The organism is Sediminibacterium soli (assembly GCF_009939225.1).
GTDB classification, from domain to species: domain Bacteria; phylum Bacteroidota; class Bacteroidia; order Chitinophagales; family Chitinophagaceae; genus Sediminibacterium; species Sediminibacterium soli.
Genome location: NZ_JAACJR010000003.1, coordinates 626,106 through 645,527, shown reverse-complemented (window position 1 = coordinate 645,527; position 19,422 = coordinate 626,106). Strand labels below are relative to the sequence as shown.

Annotated in this window: 12 protein-coding genes; 5 read left to right on the top strand and 7 right to left on the bottom strand. The window is 50.7% G+C overall.

Annotated features, from left to right (window positions below; translation table 11 throughout):
• Positions 1-104: 104 nt before the first annotated feature.
• A complete protein-coding gene (locus GWC94_RS02925; protein ID WP_161833489.1) occupies positions 105-3,044 on the bottom strand; it encodes a M16 family metallopeptidase in 2,940 nt (979 codons plus the stop codon).
• Between the two features lie 196 nt (positions 3,045-3,240).
• On the opposite strand from GWC94_RS02925, the gene fumC reads away from it, so the two are divergent.
• Both fumC and GWC94_RS02915 read left to right on the top strand, forming a co-directional pair.
• Positions 3,241-4,644 (top strand): class II fumarate hydratase, encoded by a 1,404-nt coding sequence (gene fumC / locus GWC94_RS02920; protein WP_161833488.1) that lies wholly within the window; start codon positions 3,241-3,243, stop codon positions 4,642-4,644.
• 151 nt (positions 4,645-4,795) lie between these two features.
• Positions 4,796-6,505 carry a DUF885 family protein gene (locus GWC94_RS02915; RefSeq protein ID WP_161833487.1) on the top strand — a complete coding sequence of 570 codons (1,710 nt, stop codon included), beginning with the start codon at positions 4,796-4,798 and terminating at the stop codon, positions 6,503-6,505.
• 67 nt (positions 6,506-6,572) lie between these two features.
• Here GWC94_RS02915 and GWC94_RS02910 read toward each other — a convergent pair whose 3' ends face one another.
• The 6 genes from GWC94_RS02910 to GWC94_RS02885 form a co-directional block, all read right to left on the bottom strand.
• On the bottom strand, positions 6,573-7,979 hold the full coding sequence (locus GWC94_RS02910; RefSeq protein WP_161833486.1) for a c-type cytochrome domain-containing protein: 1,407 nt from the start codon (positions 7,977-7,979) through the stop codon (positions 6,573-6,575).
• Positions 7,976-8,908 (bottom strand): sugar phosphate isomerase/epimerase family protein, encoded by a 933-nt coding sequence (locus GWC94_RS02905; protein ID WP_161833485.1) that lies wholly within the window; start codon positions 8,906-8,908, stop codon positions 7,976-7,978. The genes GWC94_RS02910 and GWC94_RS02905 overlap by 4 nt, the downstream gene beginning before the upstream one ends.
• Positions 8,909-8,940: 32 nt before the next feature.
• Positions 8,941-10,437: a DUF1501 domain-containing protein gene (locus GWC94_RS02900; RefSeq protein ID WP_161833484.1), complete on the bottom strand. Its 1,497-nt coding sequence runs from the start codon at positions 10,435-10,437 to the stop codon at positions 8,941-8,943.
• Between the two features lie 2 nt (positions 10,438-10,439).
• Positions 10,440-13,199, bottom strand: a complete 2,760-nt coding sequence (locus GWC94_RS02895; RefSeq protein WP_235918431.1) for a DUF1553 domain-containing protein — start codon at positions 13,197-13,199, stop codon at positions 10,440-10,442.
• A 66-nt stretch (positions 13,200-13,265) separates the two neighbouring features.
• On the bottom strand, positions 13,266-14,891 hold the full coding sequence (locus tag GWC94_RS02890; RefSeq protein ID WP_161833483.1) for an amidohydrolase: 1,626 nt from the start codon (positions 14,889-14,891) through the stop codon (positions 13,266-13,268).
• A 107-nt stretch (positions 14,892-14,998) separates the two neighbouring features.
• On the bottom strand, positions 14,999-15,922 hold the full coding sequence (locus tag GWC94_RS02885) for a helix-turn-helix domain-containing protein (protein ID WP_161833482.1): 924 nt from the start codon (positions 15,920-15,922) through the stop codon (positions 14,999-15,001).
• Between the two features lie 152 nt (positions 15,923-16,074).
• Between GWC94_RS02885 and GWC94_RS02880 the strand changes: the two genes are divergently transcribed.
• The 3 genes from GWC94_RS02880 (at position 16,075) to GWC94_RS02870 (ending at position 19,367) form a co-directional block, all read left to right on the top strand.
• Complete coding sequence (locus tag GWC94_RS02880; protein WP_161833481.1) at positions 16,075-16,809, top strand: MORN repeat-containing protein; 735 nt, start codon at positions 16,075-16,077, stop codon at positions 16,807-16,809.
• 171 nt (positions 16,810-16,980) lie between these two features.
• Positions 16,981-18,945: a DNA topoisomerase (ATP-hydrolyzing) subunit B gene (gene gyrB / locus GWC94_RS02875; RefSeq protein ID WP_235918430.1), complete on the top strand. Its 1,965-nt coding sequence runs from the start codon at positions 16,981-16,983 to the stop codon at positions 18,943-18,945.
• 215 nt (positions 18,946-19,160) lie between these two features.
• Positions 19,161-19,367 carry a hypothetical protein gene (locus GWC94_RS02870; RefSeq protein ID WP_161833479.1) on the top strand — a complete coding sequence of 69 codons (207 nt, stop codon included), beginning with the start codon at positions 19,161-19,163 and terminating at the stop codon, positions 19,365-19,367.
• Positions 19,368-19,422: the final 55 nt, after the last annotated feature.

The following is a 19,422-nucleotide window of genomic DNA, read 5'->3' as shown; positions in this document are numbered from 1 at the left end:
GAATTAGTCCGGCCATGTTCTTGATAACACCTCTTAAAATCAGAACGCCACTTCAGTCTTTGAAGTGACGTTCTGATTTAGTACGCGATCCCCGTTTGCTGGCACTAATAACCAAACAATGCCTCCAGCGATACCTTCTTCACATCTCCGTACTTTTTCATATCATCCATGGTCAGGTTCTGTTCGGACGCAACCACGCAATACACGTAGGGCTTTTTGGACAGATCTTCGTTATGCAGTTTCTTGATGTCTGCAAAAGTTAACCCGCCTGCTTTTGCATAAATGTCTTTAAGGATATCGTGGTCCACCCCTTTGCGGCGGTTGGCCAGGAAATTGAATACGATATCGTCTTTGGTGATACGCTCTGTTTCATAATCTTTCAACAGACTTTTCTTGGCGTTGTCGAATGTTTTTTCCGCCTCGGGCAGATCGGTGAGTAACTCATTCATCGCCGGTATTGCCTGGTGAAACTTGTCCGCCTGGCAGCCTACATAACCAATGAACCCGAAGTTATCCTCTTTCTTGGCGGGCGTCTGCAATATCGCAAAAGTGGAATAGGCCAGCGCCTTGGATTCACGGATGGTCTGAAACACAACCGAGCCCATAGAGCCCGCTCCGAAATAGTTGTTGAACAAAGACACTACCGCTTCTTTGCCCGGGTTGTACTGATCCAGGTTTCTTACCCAGTATATCTCGGACTGCACCATTTTATAATCAGCAAACAATACCTGGTTGGCGGTTTGTACGGTACGATCAAATTTAACAGCGGCAGGCGTGGCCGTCCAGGATGCCGGCTGTTTGTGCAATGCCTGCAGAGAAGTGGTGAATGTAGTCAGCGATGTGGGTCCGTAATAAATAACCCGATGCTGGTAAGATGGCAGCGAATGCAGTATACCTACCAGGTCTTCTGCTTTCAGGTTCTTCAGCTCTTCGTCGCTAAGTGTGTAGTTAAACGGATTTTTGGCGCCGTAGGTGCCATAGGTTCTCAGCGCGCTCATGATCGCGTTCTTGTTCAGCTTGTTATTGGCGCGTGAACGGGCAAGACGGTTTTTCAATCCTTCCAATGCGGTTTCATCGGTCTTGCAATTGCGCAGCAGGTCTTCGAAAAGGGAAACCGCTTTGGTAAAATTCTCCTGCAGGCCGCTGACGGTAAGGTTCATGGTTTCGGTTCCCGCATTGGCGCTGAAACTGCAGGCAAGACCATAGAACTGCTTGGTGATATCTTCCGCAGAATATTTATCGGTTCCGAGGAACTGCAGGTACTGCAAGGCAAGCGGCAGGTATTTGTTGTTGTAAGAACCCATATCGTAATTATAATACAGACGGAACAGCGCATTCTGTATGTTCTGTACATACATCACTTCGGCATTGCCGGATTTTGCCCGCTGAAAATCTTTGCTGTAATCCAGCCAAACCGGTTTCATCGGCGTCAGCGGCATATCATTGACCGATTTCAGGAACACCGATTGTTTGCCTGCGTTGGTTTCCACAGGCGTAATGGACGGTTTGTCCACTTTTACGATGTTCTTGTCTTCGCCTTTTCTTTTATACAATAGCACATAATTGTCGCCAAAGAATTTATTGGCGAAGGCAACCACTTCCTGCTTGGTGATCCTGCTCATCTCATCCAGCTCGGCCACATCGTCGTTCCATTTGGTGCCTTTGTTTTTGATATAACTGTCGGTGATGGCATCCACCCTGGTACCGCTGTTTTCCAGCGCCTGCATTTCAGACAGTTTGTAATTGGCAACGATCGCCTTAATCAGCGATTCATCAAAATTGCCGCTTTTCAGGATGGCGATCTGTCCCATCAGCAGGTCTTTTGCCTCTTCGAGCGTTTGACCCTGTTTGGGTGATGCGTTGATGACAAACACGCCGTAGTCTTTGTACTGTCTTTTTCCGGCGCCCGCGCTCAGCACTTTCTGTTGCTTGTTCAGATTCAGATCAAGCAAACCCGCTTTGCCGTTAGAGAGAATGCTGGATACCAGCGTTACCAGCAGCGCCTCTTTAGAATCCGCCGCACCCACCCGGTAGCATAACTGCAGTCTTTCCGCGCTGGGGCCGTAGATATCTTTTACAATGGGGCTGACTATTGGCTTTTCTGCCGCAGGATTATATTCCTGCACCGTTTTGGATTTCATGTACGCGAAACTGGCGTCGATCTTTTTGATCAGCATATCAGGATCAAAATCACCCGACATAACGATGGCCATATTGTTGGGCACATAATATTTGTAATAGTAATCCCTGATCGCTTTCAGTGAAGGGTTTTTCAGGTGTTCGATGGTTCCTATCGTACTCTGCTGTCCGTAGTTGCTGGTGGGGAACAGGTAATAATGCGAAGCTTCCTGCAATTTCCAGTTGTCTTCATCCAGCGTACGGTTCTTTTCTTCGTACACCGCTTCCAGTTCCGTATGGAATATGCGGAAGATGGGGTTGCGGAAACGCTCTGCCTGAACGGCAAGGAATTTGTCGACAGCATTGGACGGAATATCTTCTTCATATACCGTTTCCTCCACCCAGGTATGCGCATTGGTGCCCTGAGAACCCATGGCCGCCATCAGGTTATCGTATTCGTTGGCGATCGAGAATTTGGATGCTTCGCCCGATGTTTTGTCGATCTCCTTATATATTTCCTTCCGTTTGGCTTCGTCTTTGGTTGAGTTGTACTGTTCATACAGCGCATCGATCTTATCCAGCAGCGGTTTCTCCTTTGCAAAGTCCTGCGTACCGAATTTATCGGTACCCTTGAACAGCAGGTGCTCCAGGTAATGCGCCAGGCCGGTATGATCCGCCGGATCGGTATTGCTGCCCGCCCTTACCGGTATGCGTACCGCTATGCGGGGTTCTTTTTTATTAGGGGAAAGGATAACGGTCAGACCGTTCTTCAGCGTATAGAAACGGGCGCTGGTAGGGTCGTTCGACACATATTTGTATGTGTACCCGGCCGAACTGGCCTGTTTCCATTCATACTTTTTTTGTGCATCGGCACAAATCACGCTCATGGCAAAGAGCGCGATGAACAGGAATCTCATCAGTTTCATAGTCGTTTTTTAGAGCGGTTAAGGTAATTAAAATATGACAGGAGCACAGGAGGGTGTGTTAAAATACGAAGTTTTCCTTTTGAAAGCCGGATAGTCCTGATGAGCGGCGAATTCTTCCTTTCTGCGATACCCGCTTTGAGCCGCAGCCCGTACCTTTGCGGGCGAAATCTATTCAACAACCAACTAATACCGGATCATGGAATACCGTATTGAAAAAGACACCATGGGTGAAGTGCAGGTTCCTTCAGATGTTTACTGGGGCGCACAGACACAACGCAGCATCGATAATTTCCGCATTGCGCAGGACATCAACAAAATGCCCAAAGAGATCATACAGGCTTTTGCCTATCTGAAGAAAGCCGCGGCGCTCACCAACCAGGATGCAGGCGTGCTGCCAAAGGAAAAAGCGGAACTGATCGGGCAGGTATGCGACGAAATATTAGCCGGCAAACTCGAGGGACAGTTTCCGCTTGTGGTTTGGCAAACCGGTTCGGGCACCCAGAGCAATATGAATGTGAACGAAGTGGTGGCCTACCGCGGTCATGTGATCAAAGGCGGCGCGCTTACCGATAAGGAAAAATTCCTTCATCCCAACGATGATGTGAACAAGTCGCAGTCATCCAACGACACCTTCCCCACAGCCATGCATATTGCGGCCTACAGGATACTGGTGGAAGTGACCATACCCGGCATCAAAAAACTCAGGGATACGCTTGCACAGAAAAGCAGGGAGTTCATGAAAGTGGTGAAGATCGGCCGTACGCATTTTATGGATGCAACGCCGCTAACCCTGGGACAGGAGATCAGCGGTTATGTATCGCAGCTTGACCATGGACTGAAAGCCATCAACCATACCCTCTCCCATCTTACCGAGCTTGCTTTGGGCGGAACGGCAGTGGGCACCGGCATCAATACGCCGAAAGGATACGATGTGAATGTTGCCAAACATATCGCCAACCTCACCGGGCTACCCTTCGTGACGGCGGAAAATAAGTTTGAAGCACTGGCGGCGCATGATGCCATCGTGGAAGCGCATGGCGCACTGAAAACGGTTGCCGTAAGCCTGATGAAAATCGCCAACGATATACGCATGCTTTCATCGGGACCAAGAAGCGGCATCGGAGAACTGTTTATACCGGATAACGAGCCGGGTTCGTCTATAATGCCCGGCAAAGTGAACCCCACGCAATGCGAGGCGCTGACCATGATTGCCGCGCAGGTGATGGGTAACGATGTTGCCATCAATATCGGCGGCGCCACCGGGCATTTTGAGCTGAATGTGTTCAAACCGGTGATGATCTACAATTTCCTGCACAGCGCAAGACTGATCGGCGACGGATGTGTCAGCTTCAACGATAAATGTGCCGTGGGTATCGCACCCATCGAAGCCAATATCAAAAAGCATGTGGACAACAGCCTGATGCTGGTGACTGCACTGAACACGAAAATCGGCTACTATAAAGCCGCGGAAATTGCACAGAAAGCGCATAAAAAAGGCTGTACACTGAAGGAAATGGCCGTGGAGCTTGGATACCTTACACCCGAAGAATTTGACCAGTGGGTGATTCCGGGTGATATGGTTGGGGAGCTGAAGGGCTAATCAATAAATTATATTGCCACAGATTGCACAGATTACCACAGAAAAAACTGTGAAAATCTGTGCAATCTGTGGCAATTTCTATTTTACTACACCCGGAATCCAAACCTGTAATTCCGTTATCTTTATTACCGCCACCAACTGCATACGCTCTATGAGAAAGTATATCCTTGTCCTTCTCGCATTCGCGGCACTGTCTGCCGCTGCACAGAAAACGGAATCCTCGCTATACGACCAGACCAGCGAGGTAAATAACCTGATGGTGCATTACAATGCAGACAATACCAGCATCACCCGTTTTTACCTTATCGGGCAATCGCCTGAACGGAGAATGAAGCTGAAAAAAATGCATGAGGATTACCTCTCGCAGCTAGCCAAAATGGATTACGACAAATTACCCGTTGGCAGCCGGGTGGATTATATCCTTTTTAAACGCAACCTGACAAACGAATTACGCCTGCTGGATCTCGAGGAAAATGAATACAGCCAGATCAGCAAATGGATACCCTTTGCCGACAGTCTGTATGCGGTGGAAAAACTGCGCCGCCGCGGCGCAGCAATGAATGCGCCCCTGCTGGCCGAACAATTCAATTCCATACAGCGGCAGGTGAACATGCTGACACCCCGGATAAAACAGGAAACGCTTACGCCTGCTTTGGGAGAACGCGCTTACAATGCCATAAAAGGCCTGCAGACCGCTCTCAAAAGCGTGTACGATTTCTACAACGGCTACGATCCGTTGTTTACCTGGTGGATGGCAACCCCATACAGAAGCGCCGACAGCTCGCTGAACCTATATGCCAACGCACTTCGGGCAAAAGGAAAGTCACCGGGCACGCAGAAAGACGATGGCAGCGGCATCATCGGCAACCCCATCGGCAGGGAAGAACTGATACAGCAACTGCGTTTCGAAATGATCCCTTATACACCGGAGGAACTGATTGAGATAGCCAACAAGGAATTTGCCTGGTGCGACCAGGAACTGCTGAAAGCCAGCCGTGAAATGGGATTCGGCGACAACTGGAAAGCCGCACAGGAAAAAGTGAAGAACACATTTGTTCCTGCAGGACGGCAGCCGCAGATGATCATAGAGCTGTATAACCAGTCGGTTGATTTTATCAGAAAAAAAGACCTGGTAACGCTGCCGTCTTTGGCAGACGAAGACTGGACCATGAATATGATGACACCGGAGCGGCAGCTGTTTGCGCCGTTTTTTCTTGGCGGCAGCGGATTGCTGATCGCCTACCCCACCAATACCATGAAAGAAGACGAAAAACTGATGAGCATGCGCGGCAACAACCCGCATTTCTCAAGAGCGGTGGTGCATCACGAACTGCTGGCGGGGCACCATCTTCAATGGTACATGAACAACCGGAATAAAACCTACCGCAACTTTCCCACACCTTTCTGGACAGAGGGCAATGCCTGTTACTGGGAGTTTGTACTTTGGGACCAGCAATTTCCCCGCGGACCGGAAGACAGGATCGGTATGCTGTTCTGGCGCATGCACCGCTGTGCAAGGATCATTTTCTCGCTGAAATACCATCTGGGAGAATGGACCCCGCAGCAATGTATCGACTTTCTTGTTGACCGGGTAGGCCATGAGAGATCCACTGCCGAGGGCGAAGTGCGGCGCTCTTTTACGGGACAGTATCCGCCGTTATACCAGATCGGCTATATGATCGGCGCCTTCCAGTTCTGGGCCCTGAAGAAAGAACTGGTAGACAGCGGCAAGATGAGCTACCGCCAGTACCACGACGCGATCCTGAGAGAAAACGCGATGCCGGTTGAAATGCTCCGTGCCATCCTCACTAACCAGAAACTGCCAAAGGATTTCGAGTCTTCCTGGAGATTTTATAAATGATCCGATTGACGGGAATGCCGGTGCCATGAGATACTTCCATTGGTTTGCGGAAGTGTACTGAGCGGTGTTATTTTTTCTTCACCGGTGCTTTCAGCAATTGCGTATCCGCTGCCAGGAACGGCAGGGTATAATTTCCGGAATCGATGACGGCATGCGGGAACCATTGTTTCAGTGCTGCCAGCTGCCCGGTTTGGACAGCTGTTTTTCCGAGATAGAGATGGTCAAGATCGGGCATATCTTTCAACAGCGACAATCCTTTTACAGATACATCCGTACCTACCAGGTTCAGGTAATGCAGCAGCCGCAGCGGAGCAAGCGATGTGATGCTTTCATCATTCAGGGAAGAATATTCTGCGCTGAGTCTTGTCAGCGAGCGAAAATCCGACAGCAGTTTCCATACTTCCGGGGTAAACCGGGCGCCGGGCAGTTTCAGCCACACGGTTTGTTTACTGATCTTTTTGAGCAGACGCATATGTCTGTCGTCTGGCTTGCTGAGGCTGACAAAACTTACCTGCAGGTAATGACTGTTCATGGCAACGGGCGTAACGGAAATGCCATTGGCCGTTAACGAATCGATGGCCGCCGGATCTGCTTGCTCCACTTCTGCCGGGGGAACATCGCTTTTATGAACCGTTTTGTCCGGCGCTCCCTCAAACTTATGCAATACGGCAGCTATGGCTGTTTCCCTGGGAACTTCATTCACTTTTTTGCTGAAACCCGCCCGGCTGCTGAGCCACCAGTGTATCACCTGCAGTTCCTGTTCGGTCAGCTGCGGTTTGCCTTTGGGCGGCATATGTTTTTCTTCCAGCCGATCCAGCACCATGCGTTTGTATAGCTCGCTGCTGTCGGCATTTCCCTCTGTATATACGGCTCCATGCTTTCCTCCTTTCAGTATCCAGTCGGCTGCATCCAGTCGCAAAGCCCCTTTTTGTTTGGTTGCGCTGTGACAGCTGCCGCATTTTTCGTCGAATATGGGCTGTATAATATCCGTGAACACAATAGCCTGGTTGATATCGGCGATGGCTTTTCTTTTCCTCGCCGTATCGCCCGATTCAGACAGGACCGACTTGGTTAAAAATCCTTCCCCATGCGTCAGCGTTCCGCCAAGATGTCCCGTGATGATCATCAGCACCAGCAGTACCAGCGAAACAACCCGCTGCAGCAGCCCGTTGGCTTTTGCCGTGAGAAAATAGGCGAGAAAAGCAATTACCGCCAGCGATATGCCAAACCACTGGTGAAAGAAAACTGTCTGCGGATCGTATTCTCCGCCGGAAGACAACAGCCAGCCGCTGATACAGGACAACACCGCACTGACTGCGCCCAGCAGGTACGAGACGCGGATAGCTGGTGCAAGTGCCGCATATTTCTGTATAGCCGCAAGCCACTGGAAAATGATCGCCAGCAAAAGAAACCCGATGGGCAAATGCACCAGCAGCGGGTGAAATGGCCCGAATGATCCGATCAGCGTATTCATACGGACTGGTAACGTTTACGCAGAAACTGCATCATGTACTCGTTGATGGCCCATTGATCGCCAAGCGGCTGACGGGTATAGGGCAGGGTTGGCATATAATCCGGCGGACCGAACTCTGTGAGGATGGTAAGCCGGTTTGAACCGTTGTCTGCTTTATGTTTGACCACAGCATCCCACCACGAAAGATGTCTTTTCACCGCATTCTCCCATTCCGGTGCGCGCGGATCATTTACCTGCGGGCCTTCCGGATGCCCCACCCGGGTATGAATATGATCCACCCTTGCCAATGCCAGCTGCACTGTTTCCTCCTGGTCGTGCAGCAAAGACTCGTGCACATTACACCAATGAGAAATATCCAGGGTAAGTCGCAGCGAACTGTGTTTCTGTAAAAATTGTCTGGTCACATGCGCGGCGAACAGCATTCGGCCGCGATGTGTTTCATGATAGATACCGATACCGGTTTCGGCCGAAACTTTATCTGTATAATCGATAAACCTGCTGTTCTCCGTTGCAGAAAAATAATCGCGGCCCGAATGGCAGTTAATATACAACGGTCTTTTTATTTTCTGGTATGCCGCTCCATCCAGCATTTGCCTGAACTGGTCAAAATGCCTGCCGGTGTCTTTATCCGATCCGCCTGCAAGAAAACCCACCTGCAGATCGTGTTTTTTCAATGCATCAAACAGCTCCTGCTGAACTTTGCTGTCGGCCGGCCACCACACTTCGATGCCATCGTAGCCTGCACGTTTTGCCTTTTCACAAAAAGCATCCATCGAACCGGGAAAACCCCAGTTGGTGGCCATTACCTGTAAGGAAAATGCGGCAGGCAGCGTTGGCGGCTGCTGCGCCGCAATTTGCTCAAAAGGCGATAAAGCCAGGGCAGCCACTCCGGATGTAAGCGATAAAAAATCCCTTCTGTCGATACGCATGCGGTAATGATCGTTTTGGTTTTAGTGGGGTCTCAGGCAATGATCTCGTCGATCACGCGTCCATTTACATCCGTCAGACGGAACGGTCTGCCCTGGAATTGATAGGTAAGTTTCTCATGATCAAATCCCAGCTGGTTCAGGATCGTTGCCTGTATATCGAATGCACTTGTTTTTCCGCTGATCGCAGCATAACCGATCTCATCTGTTTCACCAAAACTGGTTCCGCGTTTAACACCGCCGCCTGCCATCCAGATGGTGAAGGCTTCGGTGTGGTGATCCCTTCCTTTAAACGGGTTCTGTTTGCCATCGCGGTTCTCCTGCATGGGTGTGCGACCGAATTCGCCGCCCCATACCACCAGCGTTTCATCAAGCAGGCCGCGCTGTTTCAGGTCGAGCAGCAAAGCGGTAACCGGTTTGTCGATGCTTCTGCATTTGTTCACAAAACCATAATCGATCGCCAGGTTCTCATCGGTGCCATGACTGTCCCAGCCCCAGTCGAACAACTGCACAAAACGAACGCCTTTCTCCACCAGCTTACGCGCCAGCAGTACATTATTCGCAAAACATGCTTTGCCGGGCTGCGTGCCGTACATATCGTGTATATAGGCAGGTTCGTCGTTAATGTTCATTACCTCGGGCACGGATATCTGCATCCGGTATGCCATTTCGTATTGCGAGATACGCGATAATATCTCGGGGTCTTTGAATTCATCGTAACTCAGTCTGTTCGCTTCATTGATGGCGTCGATGCTGGCTTTGCGCAGATCGCGGTCCATGCCTGCGGGGTCTTTGATGAACAGAACCGGGTCGCCCTCGCTCCTGCATTGCACTCCCTGGTAAACAGAGGGAAGAAAACCGCTGCCCCAGACGCTTTTGCCTGCATCCGGAAATTTTCCGCCCGATGTAAGCACCACAAAACCGGGTAGATTGCTGTTCTCGGAACCCAGTCCGTAAGTAGCCCAGGCACCGATGCTCGGCCTTCCCAGTCGGGGTACGCCTGTATGCATCAGCAGTTGGGCGGGACCATGATTGAACTGATCGGTCTGTACGGCTTTGAGAAAACTCACTTCGTCAGCAACGGTTGCAAAATGCGGCAGGTGATCAGAAACCCAGGCGCCGCTTTCGCCTCTCTGCTGAAAATGCGCCTGCGGCCCCATCATTTTGGGAACGCCCCGTATGAAAGCAAATTTTTTTCCTTCCAGCAAGGACTGCGGGCAATCGAGGCCATCCAGTTTGGCCAGATCGGGTTTGAAATCGAACAGCTCCAGCTGCGACGGTGCGCCGGCCATATGGAGATAGATCACCGATTTTGCCCTGGCCGGAAAATGCGGTGCATGTGGTGCAAGCGGATTGGCAGCATTGAAGGCGCCGGCCATGCCTGCACCCGACCAGTTACAGCCACCCAGCAAAGAGCCCAATGCCATGCCACCCATTCCCAGGAAACAGTCTTTGAAGAAAAGCCTGCGCGTAACCAGTGAAAGGCTGGCGTGTACGGCTTCTTCCTGTATTTTTTTACTGCTGCGGCCCATGCTTAATTTTTTGTGATGAATTCATCCATGTTCATCATTGCCCCCGCCACCACCACCAATGCGGCTGTTTGCGGTGTCTGTTTTGCAGGATCGGTGCCTGCCATCAGCTTCATATCTTTCGGTGACGCGGCATACCTGCGAAACGCGTTAGTATACAGTCTTTCAAAAACAGCCAGCTTCTCATCGCTGATAGACTGGTACAATGCCTGCCGGTAGCCATTTTTGATCTGTGACCGCACATCCTTGCCGCCCGATTGCTGCATGCGGTAAGCAAAATGCTGCGCAGCCTCCGTATAGGCAGAATCGTTGAGTGTTGTCAGCGACTGTAAAGGCGTATTCGTACGTATCCTTCTTGCAGAACAAACTTCACGGGCGGTGCCGTCAAAAGTGATCATGGAAGGATAGGGCGCGGTTCTTTTCCAGTAGGTATACAGGGCGCGGCGGTACTGATCGCCGTTTGCACTCTGTTTCCAGGTGGCGCCATTCCAGGGCGACAACCAGATACCATCGGGCTGGTAGGGGAACACACCGGGACCAAACATTTTTTCATTGAACAGTCCGCTCACCACCAGCGACTGGTCGCGCAGCTGTTCTGCCGACAACCGTACCCTTGCCCCTCTTGCATATAATTTATTGAAAGGATCTTTTGCGAGCGATTCGCTGTTCAGTTTTGAATCCTGCCGGTACGTGGCCGATAATACTATTTGCCTGATCAGTTTTTTCAGATCCCACTGGTAATCGCGCATCAGCTGCCAGGAAAGATGATCGAGCAGCTCGCGATGCGTTGGCTGCATGCCCTGTGTACCCAGGTCCTCCAGTGTTTCCGCAATACCCTGTCCGAAGAACTGCTCCCATATCCTGTTCACGATCGTTCTTGCGGTGAGCGGGTTTTTCCTGTCGGTGATCCACATGGCAAGACCGAGGCGGTTGCGCGGCGCTTTTGCAGGCAGCGCACCCAGCGATCTTGGCACATCGGCAGAAACGCCTGCGCCCTTCACCAGCCAGTTGCCTCTTTCAAATACATGGGTTTCACGAATCATATCATCGGGATTCTCCATCATCACCGGTGTGATGGTAACATCCTTTGCATAGAGCAGGTCGTAGAAATATTTATACGCACTGTCATAACCCGGCTTTCCTTTTCCGGGAAACGGATTGGTCAGGAAGAACCAGTCGAACTGAATACCTGTTTCTTCTGCGGTTTTGAGATTGGGATTGTGGTAGCTGAAATAAAGATGGTGTTTACCCTGCGTGGCAGGCACCGGCATTGAGGCGATCGCCCAGCCGTTTTTGGATGGCTGCACACTCACCGTCTGCAGCAGGGGTCCATCGGGTGCGTCAAGACGGATCGTCCATTTGCCACCCGGTTTGCCGGATACATAGCGGTACATGATCTGCGACCGGTTGGTAAGTGTTACATCGGCTATGCGGGCAATTCCGTTGTTGCGCAGTACCAGCCATTTGGTATCGGCGATCGCGCTGTTGGTAAGTTGATCCGCCACGAGTGAGTTAATGGCGGGCTCCTGCGTTTTCACAAACCCTGTGATCTCTTTTTCCCTTTCGGCAGCGTTGGTCCGAAGCCAGCTGCGCAGCACGTTATATTTTGCGCTGTCTGCATGGTGGTACTCACGCAGCAGGGGGTAATCGTTATAGGTGTCTTCATCGCGTGTATTGTTGAAGAATGCCATGAACTTATAATACTCTTCGTGGCGGAACGGATCGTATGGATGGCTATGGCATTGCACACAGGCAAAAGTGGTGCCCATCATGGCTTCCCAGGTGGTGTTTACCCGATCCATAACTGCGGCCGTGCGAAACTCTTCGTTATCGGTGCCGCCCTCATCGTTGGTCATGGTGTTTCGATTGAAGGCCGTGGCGATAAAATCTTCGTCTGTGGCATCCGGCAACAGGTCGCCCGCAAGCTGCTCTGTAAGAAACCGGTCATAAGGTTTATTGGTATTGAAAGCCCTGATCAGCCAGTCGCGGTAGCGCCAGATGGAACGCCAGTCGTCACGCTCATATCCCTTTGTATCCGCATAACGGGCAAGATCCATCCACATGGCAGCCCATTTCTCGCCATAGTGACGCGAGGCAAGAAGGGTATCCACCAGTTTTTCGTAAGCGTCTTCCCGGGTATCGTTTAAAAATTGACGGGCCAGTTCAGCGGAAGGCGGTAAGCCCGTAATATCAAGACTTATGCGTCGCAACAAAGCAGGTTTACCCGCTTCGGCGGAAGGCGACAGGCCCTGTTCCTTCATTTTTGCATAGGTAAAAGCGTCGATATCATTTTTTATCCATTTCTTTCCGCCTTTTATGCCAAAGAACCAATGATCTGTTTCAGGCAATGCGGTGGGTGCCACCGGTACATAGGCCCAGTGATCGCCCCATTTTGCGCCCTGTTTGATCCATTTGCTGAGCAGGTCTATTTCTTTTGCGGAAAGCGGTTCACTGTGATAGGGCATCCTGTCTTCTGCGTCGTCCAGCCGTAAACGCCTGATCATTTCGCTGTGTGAGGGATCGCCGGGAACAATGGCAGGTTTGCCCGATTTATTCACTGCCAGCGCGTCGGAACGGAAAAGCAGGCTGAAACCACCCTGCCGTTTAACACCGCCATGACAGGTAATGCATTTTTTGTTCAGCAGGGGTTTGATATCGGTGTTGAAATCAATACCGGCGTCGTTGCGCATACACATGGAGAACAATGCGCCTGCGGATAAGGCAGCAACCACCCATGTGTTTTTCCTATAGAGCATCGTTCTCATCGAAGTAGCTCCTAAGTTAGGGAATTTGGCTGACTGCTTAACAGGTAAATAACCGGACCTGGCAACCTACTTCACTTTCTTTCCGCCGATATAGGTGGCCGTAACTTTCACGTTCAGTATCTCGGATTCATTCACTTTCATCAGGTCTTTGTCAAGGAGAATGAAATCGGCTTTTTTACCCGCTTCCAGACTGCCCAGTTCCGTCTCGAGAAAACCGGCCCTGGCTGCCCAGATGGTCATGCCGCGTATGGTTTCTTCTCGGGTCAGTGCATTCTCGGGCTGAAAGCCGTCCTGCGGATATCCCTTGGCGTCTTTTCTTACAACGGCTGCCAGGAAGGTTTTAAAAGGAGAAATGTCCTCAACCGGAAAATCCGTGCCAAGCGGTATCCAGCCGTTTTGCTGCAGCAGCTGTTTATACGCATAGCCGCCTTTCAGTCTTTCTTTACCGAGTCTTTCTTCTCCCCAGTACATATCGCTGGTGGCATGAGTGGGTTGTACAGAGGGCACAATATTGGCTTTACCAAACAGCGCAAAATCGTTCTGGTTAACGATCTGCGCATGTTCTATACGCCAGCGTTTATCGTTTTTGCCGCCAAGGTATTTGTTGTAGATATGCAGCATCTCCCTGTTGGCGCTATCGCCTATTGCATGCGTACACATCTGGAAACCGGTTTTCGACAAAACATTTGCCAGCGAATCGTAATGGGATTTGTTGCGGAGAAGAAAACCCTGCCATCCCGGTTTATCGCTGTAAGGCTGCAGCAGACAGGCGCCGCGGCTGCCCAGTGCGCCGTCGGCATACACTTTAAATCCTTTTACAAACAGCCTGTCTGTCTTGTATGGGCCAGACGCAAGATATTTCGTGATGTTTGCGTCGTTATCGCTCAGCATCACATATAAACGCATATCCAGTTTGCCGCTTTGCTGCAGCTGGTCTATCGCCTCCACATCCTGCGCATCCAGGCCGCAGTCTGTAATGGTGGTCAGTCCCTGTTCAAAACAATTCTTTTGCGCGGCCTGCAGCCACTGTGTATAGGTTTCTTTTGTCGCCGCAGGCACCTGGCTGTACACTTTGTTGTCCGCGTTGTCGATCAGCACACCGGTAAGTTTGCCCTGCATGGTTTCGATGAACCCACCTACAACGGTTTGTCCGGCTTTGATCCCCGCCAGGTCAAGTGCTTTCTGGTTGGCGATCGAGGCATGACCGTCTATCCGCGTGATCACAACCGGCTTATCGGGAAACAATTCATTGAGTTTTTCATTTGTCGGGAAGGATTTACCCGGCCAACGGTTCTGGTCCCATCCCCTTCCCAGTATCCATACAAGATCGGGATGCCCGTCTGCAAAAGCTTTGATACGCGCCACGGTTTCTTCCCAGGTATCCGTACCAAAAAGATCCACCTGGAACAACGAGCGGCCATAGCCGACAAAATGTGCATGCGCATCGATAAAGCCGGGATATACGGCCGCGCCCTTTGCATCGATGGATGCTGCGCCCCGGTATTTTTTATTGATCTCTTCGTTGGTACCGGTGGCAACGATCCTGCCATTGCTGATGGCCATGGCCTGTGCCGTGCTGAAAGAACTGTCAACAGTATAAATAACGGCATTATGAACGATGGTTTCCACTTTCTCCGGGCCGTTGCAGGCGGTAAAGGAAACCATGCAGAACAATGGCAGCAGTTTTCGCATACGAATGATTTAAGACTTAAAGGTAAGGCCTGAGGAAGAATTGTAACGGAAGAGTTAACAACTGACAGGCGCGGATGACAACCCGTTCATTACTGAAATCGCTGCGATCAGTTCAGCAGCTCACAGGGCTTCAGTCCGGTATGTTTTTTAAACGCCGCGGAGAAATGTGAAATGGAAGAATAGCCCAGCAATGCGGACACATCGGTTACGCTCAGCCCTTTTTCATACAAAAGGTATTTTGCATGCTCCATACGTTGCTGCTGGTAAAAATCGAATATGGTGGTGCCGAACACTTCTTTAAACCCTTTTTTGAGGTAGCATTCGTTCATGGCAACTTTACGGCTCAGTTCCTTGATGGTGATGGGATCACCGATATGCTGCAGCAGGATATCTCTTGCCTGGTAAATACGCATTCTGCCCCCCTCATCCGCCAGGAATTTACAGCTGAAGCCCTCTTCTTTTTCATCTACCAGGCACTCCAGACTGTACAGCAGTATCTCGTGCATCTTGGCATTCAGGAAAATATTTTCGAGCGCCCCTGAATAAGTGTGGTTGAGCATGGAATCCAGCGCATTCCGCTTTCTGGCGCAAACCGGGAATGTTTTGGTGAACGCATGCGGATGTTTGAAAGCCAGCACCTCGTCTTTCCGGTTGCTCAGTTTCACATTATGCACAAACTGGTTGAGGAAGGTAGAGGTAAAATGAAAGGTAAAAACATCTACCGTCTGCTGTTTGCCGCTGCAGTTATTGGTGGGCAACTCGGCACAGTTAGAACAGCTTTTCTCGGGGCAATACCTGTTACCGGTAATACAATACCGCAGTTCGAGGTAATTTTCACCCGGTTTGCGGGCATCGTAATGGTACACCAGCATACCCAAATCTTCCGATACCCAGGTGGGGTGCGCATAATGTCTGCGAACACTGTACTGGATAGAGCCGGGGATATGCTGCTGCTTCTCATAAACAAGATCCATCGAGGGTTCAAACACCTCGCGCTGGGCCTGCCTGAGTATATCCATTACCTGTACCATGAACGGCAAAATTAATGTAGGAACATCTATTTTCAAAACCCGGGGGCGCCCTGCTTGTCAGGCTACTGTCATTTTTCCGGGTTGCCGGCCTGAGAATCAGGCGGTTTGGCTCGTATTTTTTTCCTATTTTGGAACAATCCAAAACAAAGTACATGAGAAACTTATTCCTGTCCTGTCTGCTGGCCTGCCTATGCGCGGTAACTGCACAGGCACAAAAATGCAAGGTATTTGTTGAAAACCTGTCGCTTTCCTACGAGGGCGAATGCCGGGGCGATAAAGCCGATGGCAAAGGCAAAGCGGCTGGCCTGGATACCTATGAGGGTCAGTTTAAAGCCGGTTACCCCGACGGACAGGGAAAATACACCTGGAAAACCGGCGACTGGTTCGAGGGCAACTGGAAAAAAGGACAAAGGGAGGGGCAGGGTTCCATGCACTACAGAACGGCCGCGGGGGGCGACAGCCTGGTAACCGGTTTCTGGAAAAAAGACCAGTATTTCGGCAAATTCGAGAAGCCGTTCATTCTGCTTAACCAGAGCTCGCGGGTGGGTACGGTAAAGCTGAGCAAGAATGTAGGCGCCAAGGAGAACGATATTTCGGTAACCATCACCAGCACCTCCGGCGGCACCGCCAATCCCAGCCAGAAAGCTTCCGACGCGGAAGCCACCGCAGCCGACCAGCCAAAGCTGAAACTGACCAGCGTGGACATGCAGAAAGGCAATTTTATACGGCTGGTGCAAATCGATAACTCTGCACGGTCTACCAGAACGGTTGTTAAAACCGTGGATTTCCCTTTCAAGGCAACTTTCCGTATCGACGACCGCCATACCGTAGACATCGAGTTCCTCGAAGAAGGCAATTACAATGTGGAAATCAATATCCTGAACTGATGCGGCAGCCCAACAAAAAAACGGCCCGGAAACCGGTTTTCCAGGGCCGTTTTTTTGTTGATAAAAAGCCCGTTTTTCCTTACCGAAAACCCTGTATTTTCGGTAATTTCGCACACTTAGCTACATCACTAAAAGAGCAGGTACGTAAAGGCATTTATGAGTCAGGAAAATATGAATAAACAGGAGTCCCAGAACAAGTCGTACGGGGCCGACAGCATACAGGTTTTAGAAGGATTGGAAGCGGTTCGAAAAAGACCCGCCATGTATATCGGCGATGTAGGTGTCAAAGGTCTTCATCACCTGGTTTACGAAGTGGTGGACAATTCGATAGATGAGGCGCTGGCCGGCTATTGCAAGAATATTTTCGTGGCCATCCATGAAGACAATTCCATCAGCGTGGAAGATGATGGCCGCGGTATCCCCACCGGTATCAATTCGAAAGAGAAGAAAAGCGCGCTTGAGATCGTAATGACCGTGCTGCATGCGGGGGGCAAATTCGACAAGGATACCTACAAAGTGTCCGGCGGTCTGCACGGCGTGGGCGTAAGCTGCGTGAATGCGCTGAGCACACGGTTGCATGTGACCGTAAACCGCGAAGGAAAAATATTCGAGCAGGAATACCATATCGGCATCCCGCAATATACCGTGCGTGAGATCGGCACCAGCGACAAAACCGGCACACGCGTACATTTCTGGCCCGACACCAGCATCTTCCAGGACACGGTTTACCGGCGAGAGATCCTCGAAGGCCGTTTGCGCGAGCTGGCCTACCTCAACAAACGCATACGCATCACCATCACCGACCTGCGTGAAAAAGACGAGAACGGCAACGCTTACGCCAAAGAATTTTACAGCGAAGGCGGCATTATCGAATTTGTTGAGATGCTCGATAAGAATGCAGACCGTACTCCCCTGATCACTTCTCCACTGTATGTAGAGGGCCACGACGAAGCCACCAATGTAGCCGTTGAAGTGGCGCTTACCTACAACAACGATTTCAAGGAACATATCTTCTCTTACGTAAACAACATCAATACCATCGAGGGCGGTACACATGTTACGGGCTTCAGGACCGCGCTGACAAGGGTATTCAAAACCTACGGCGATAAGGAAGGTTTGTTCGAAAGAGCCAAGGTGAATGTGGAAGGCGATGATTTCCGCGAAGGTCTCAGCGCCATCATTTCTGTAAAAGTGCCGGAACCGCAGTTTGAAGGACAAACCAAGACCAAACTGGGCAACAGCGAGGTAAGCGGTGTGGTGCAAACCACCGTGGCGCGGGTGCTGGAAGCCTATCTCGAAGAAAACCCCAAAGAAGCAAAGCATGTGATCTCCAAGATCATCCTTGCGGCGCAGGCCAGGATAGCGGCAAAAAAAGCGCGCGATATGGTTCAGCGCAAGACCGTACTGAGCGGTGGCGGTTTACCGGGCAAACTTTCCGACTGCAGTGAACGCGATCCCGAAAAATGCGAGCTCTATCTTGTCGAAGGTGATTCGGCCGGCGGAACCGCCAAACAGGGCCGTGACAGGAGTTACCAGGCCATACTGCCGCTGCGTGGTAAGATCCTGAACGTGGAAAAAGCCATGGAGCATAAGATCTACGAGAACGAAGAGATCAGGAATATGTACACCGCACTTGGTGTAACGGTGGGCACACCCGAAGATCCCAAAGCGCTGAACACCGTTAAACTCCGCTACCACAAGATCGTTATCATGACCGATGCCGATGTGGACGGATCGCATATCGCCACACTGATCCTGACTTTCTTCTTCCGCTACATGAAGGAGCTGATAGAACAGGGATATATCTACATAGCACAGCCACCGCTTTACCTCGTAAAAAAAGGCAAGGAACAGGAATACGCCTATAACGAAGAACAGCGCAAAGCATTGATCGAAAAACTGGCTAACGGCAAAGAAGACAGCGTAACCATCCAGCGTTACAAAGGTCTGGGTGAAATGAACGAAGAACAGCTCTGGGAAACCACGATGGATCCTGCACGCAGAACACTCAAACAGGTAACCATTGAAAGCGCCGCGGAAGCAGACCGTATCTTCAGCATGCTGATGGGTGATGATGTGGCGCCCCGCCGCGAATTCATCGAAACCCATGCGAAGTATGCGAAGATAGATGCGTGAGGAACGTGAGACGGCAGACTTCAGTCGTGAGTCGACGTGAGTTAGGTTGAGGTGAGTACTGCGGGATACGATTCCGCCGGAATCATCACTCACGATAACTCACGATTCGGGTTTCACGATTCAGATTTCACGATTCCCCGCCCCTCGTTCCTTTCCCCAAAATCCCTTACCTTGCAGTCACAACGATTTGCTAACTATTAATAAAACGACAACCCATGGACACTTCAAAAATGATCAAAGCATATTGTTTGAAAACAAAAGAGAAAAATGTTCCCATGCAGGACGCGGTGATCACCAGAACAGCCAAAGGTGGCTATATGGCGGCCGGTCATGATGGTAAAGGAAATAAAATGGCCGCCATTATGAGCGAGGCAAAAGCCCTGCAGGCGATTGCCGACGGCGTTGCCAAAAAAGATTTTTAACCGTTACCCAACGGTCAGGAAAATCCCGCATAACCTGCGGGATTTTTTATTTGGC

Excerpts from the sequence above, each read along its gene's own strand:
- fumC (WP_161833488.1), top strand. The coding sequence starts at position 3,241 with ATGGAATACCGTATTGAAAAAGACACCATGGGTGAAGTGCAGGTTCCT.
- GWC94_RS02870 (WP_161833479.1), top strand. The coding sequence starts at position 19,161 with ATGGACACTTCAAAAATGATCAAAGCATATTGTTTGAAAACAAAAGAG.
- GWC94_RS02885 (WP_161833482.1), bottom strand. The coding sequence starts at position 15,922 with ATGGTACAGGTAATGGATATACTCAGGCAGGCCCAGCGCGAGGTGTTT.
- gyrB (WP_235918430.1), top strand. The coding sequence starts at position 16,981 with ATGAATAAACAGGAGTCCCAGAACAAGTCGTACGGGGCCGACAGCATA.
- GWC94_RS02925 (WP_161833489.1), bottom strand. The coding sequence starts at position 3,044 with ATGAAACTGATGAGATTCCTGTTCATCGCGCTCTTTGCCATGAGCGTG.
- GWC94_RS02880 (WP_161833481.1), top strand. The coding sequence starts at position 16,075 with ATGAGAAACTTATTCCTGTCCTGTCTGCTGGCCTGCCTATGCGCGGTA.
- GWC94_RS02890 (WP_161833483.1), bottom strand. The coding sequence starts at position 14,891 with ATGCGAAAACTGCTGCCATTGTTCTGCATGGTTTCCTTTACCGCCTGC.
- GWC94_RS02910 (WP_161833486.1), bottom strand. The coding sequence starts at position 7,979 with ATGAATACGCTGATCGGATCATTCGGGCCATTTCACCCGCTGCTGGTG.
- GWC94_RS02905 (WP_161833485.1), bottom strand. The coding sequence starts at position 8,908 with ATGCGTATCGACAGAAGGGATTTTTTATCGCTTACATCCGGAGTGGCT.
- GWC94_RS02900 (WP_161833484.1), bottom strand. The coding sequence starts at position 10,437 with ATGGGCCGCAGCAGTAAAAAAATACAGGAAGAAGCCGTACACGCCAGC.
- GWC94_RS02895 (WP_235918431.1), bottom strand. The coding sequence starts at position 13,199 with ATGAGAACGATGCTCTATAGGAAAAACACATGGGTGGTTGCTGCCTTA.
- GWC94_RS02915 (WP_161833487.1), top strand. The coding sequence starts at position 4,796 with ATGAGAAAGTATATCCTTGTCCTTCTCGCATTCGCGGCACTGTCTGCC.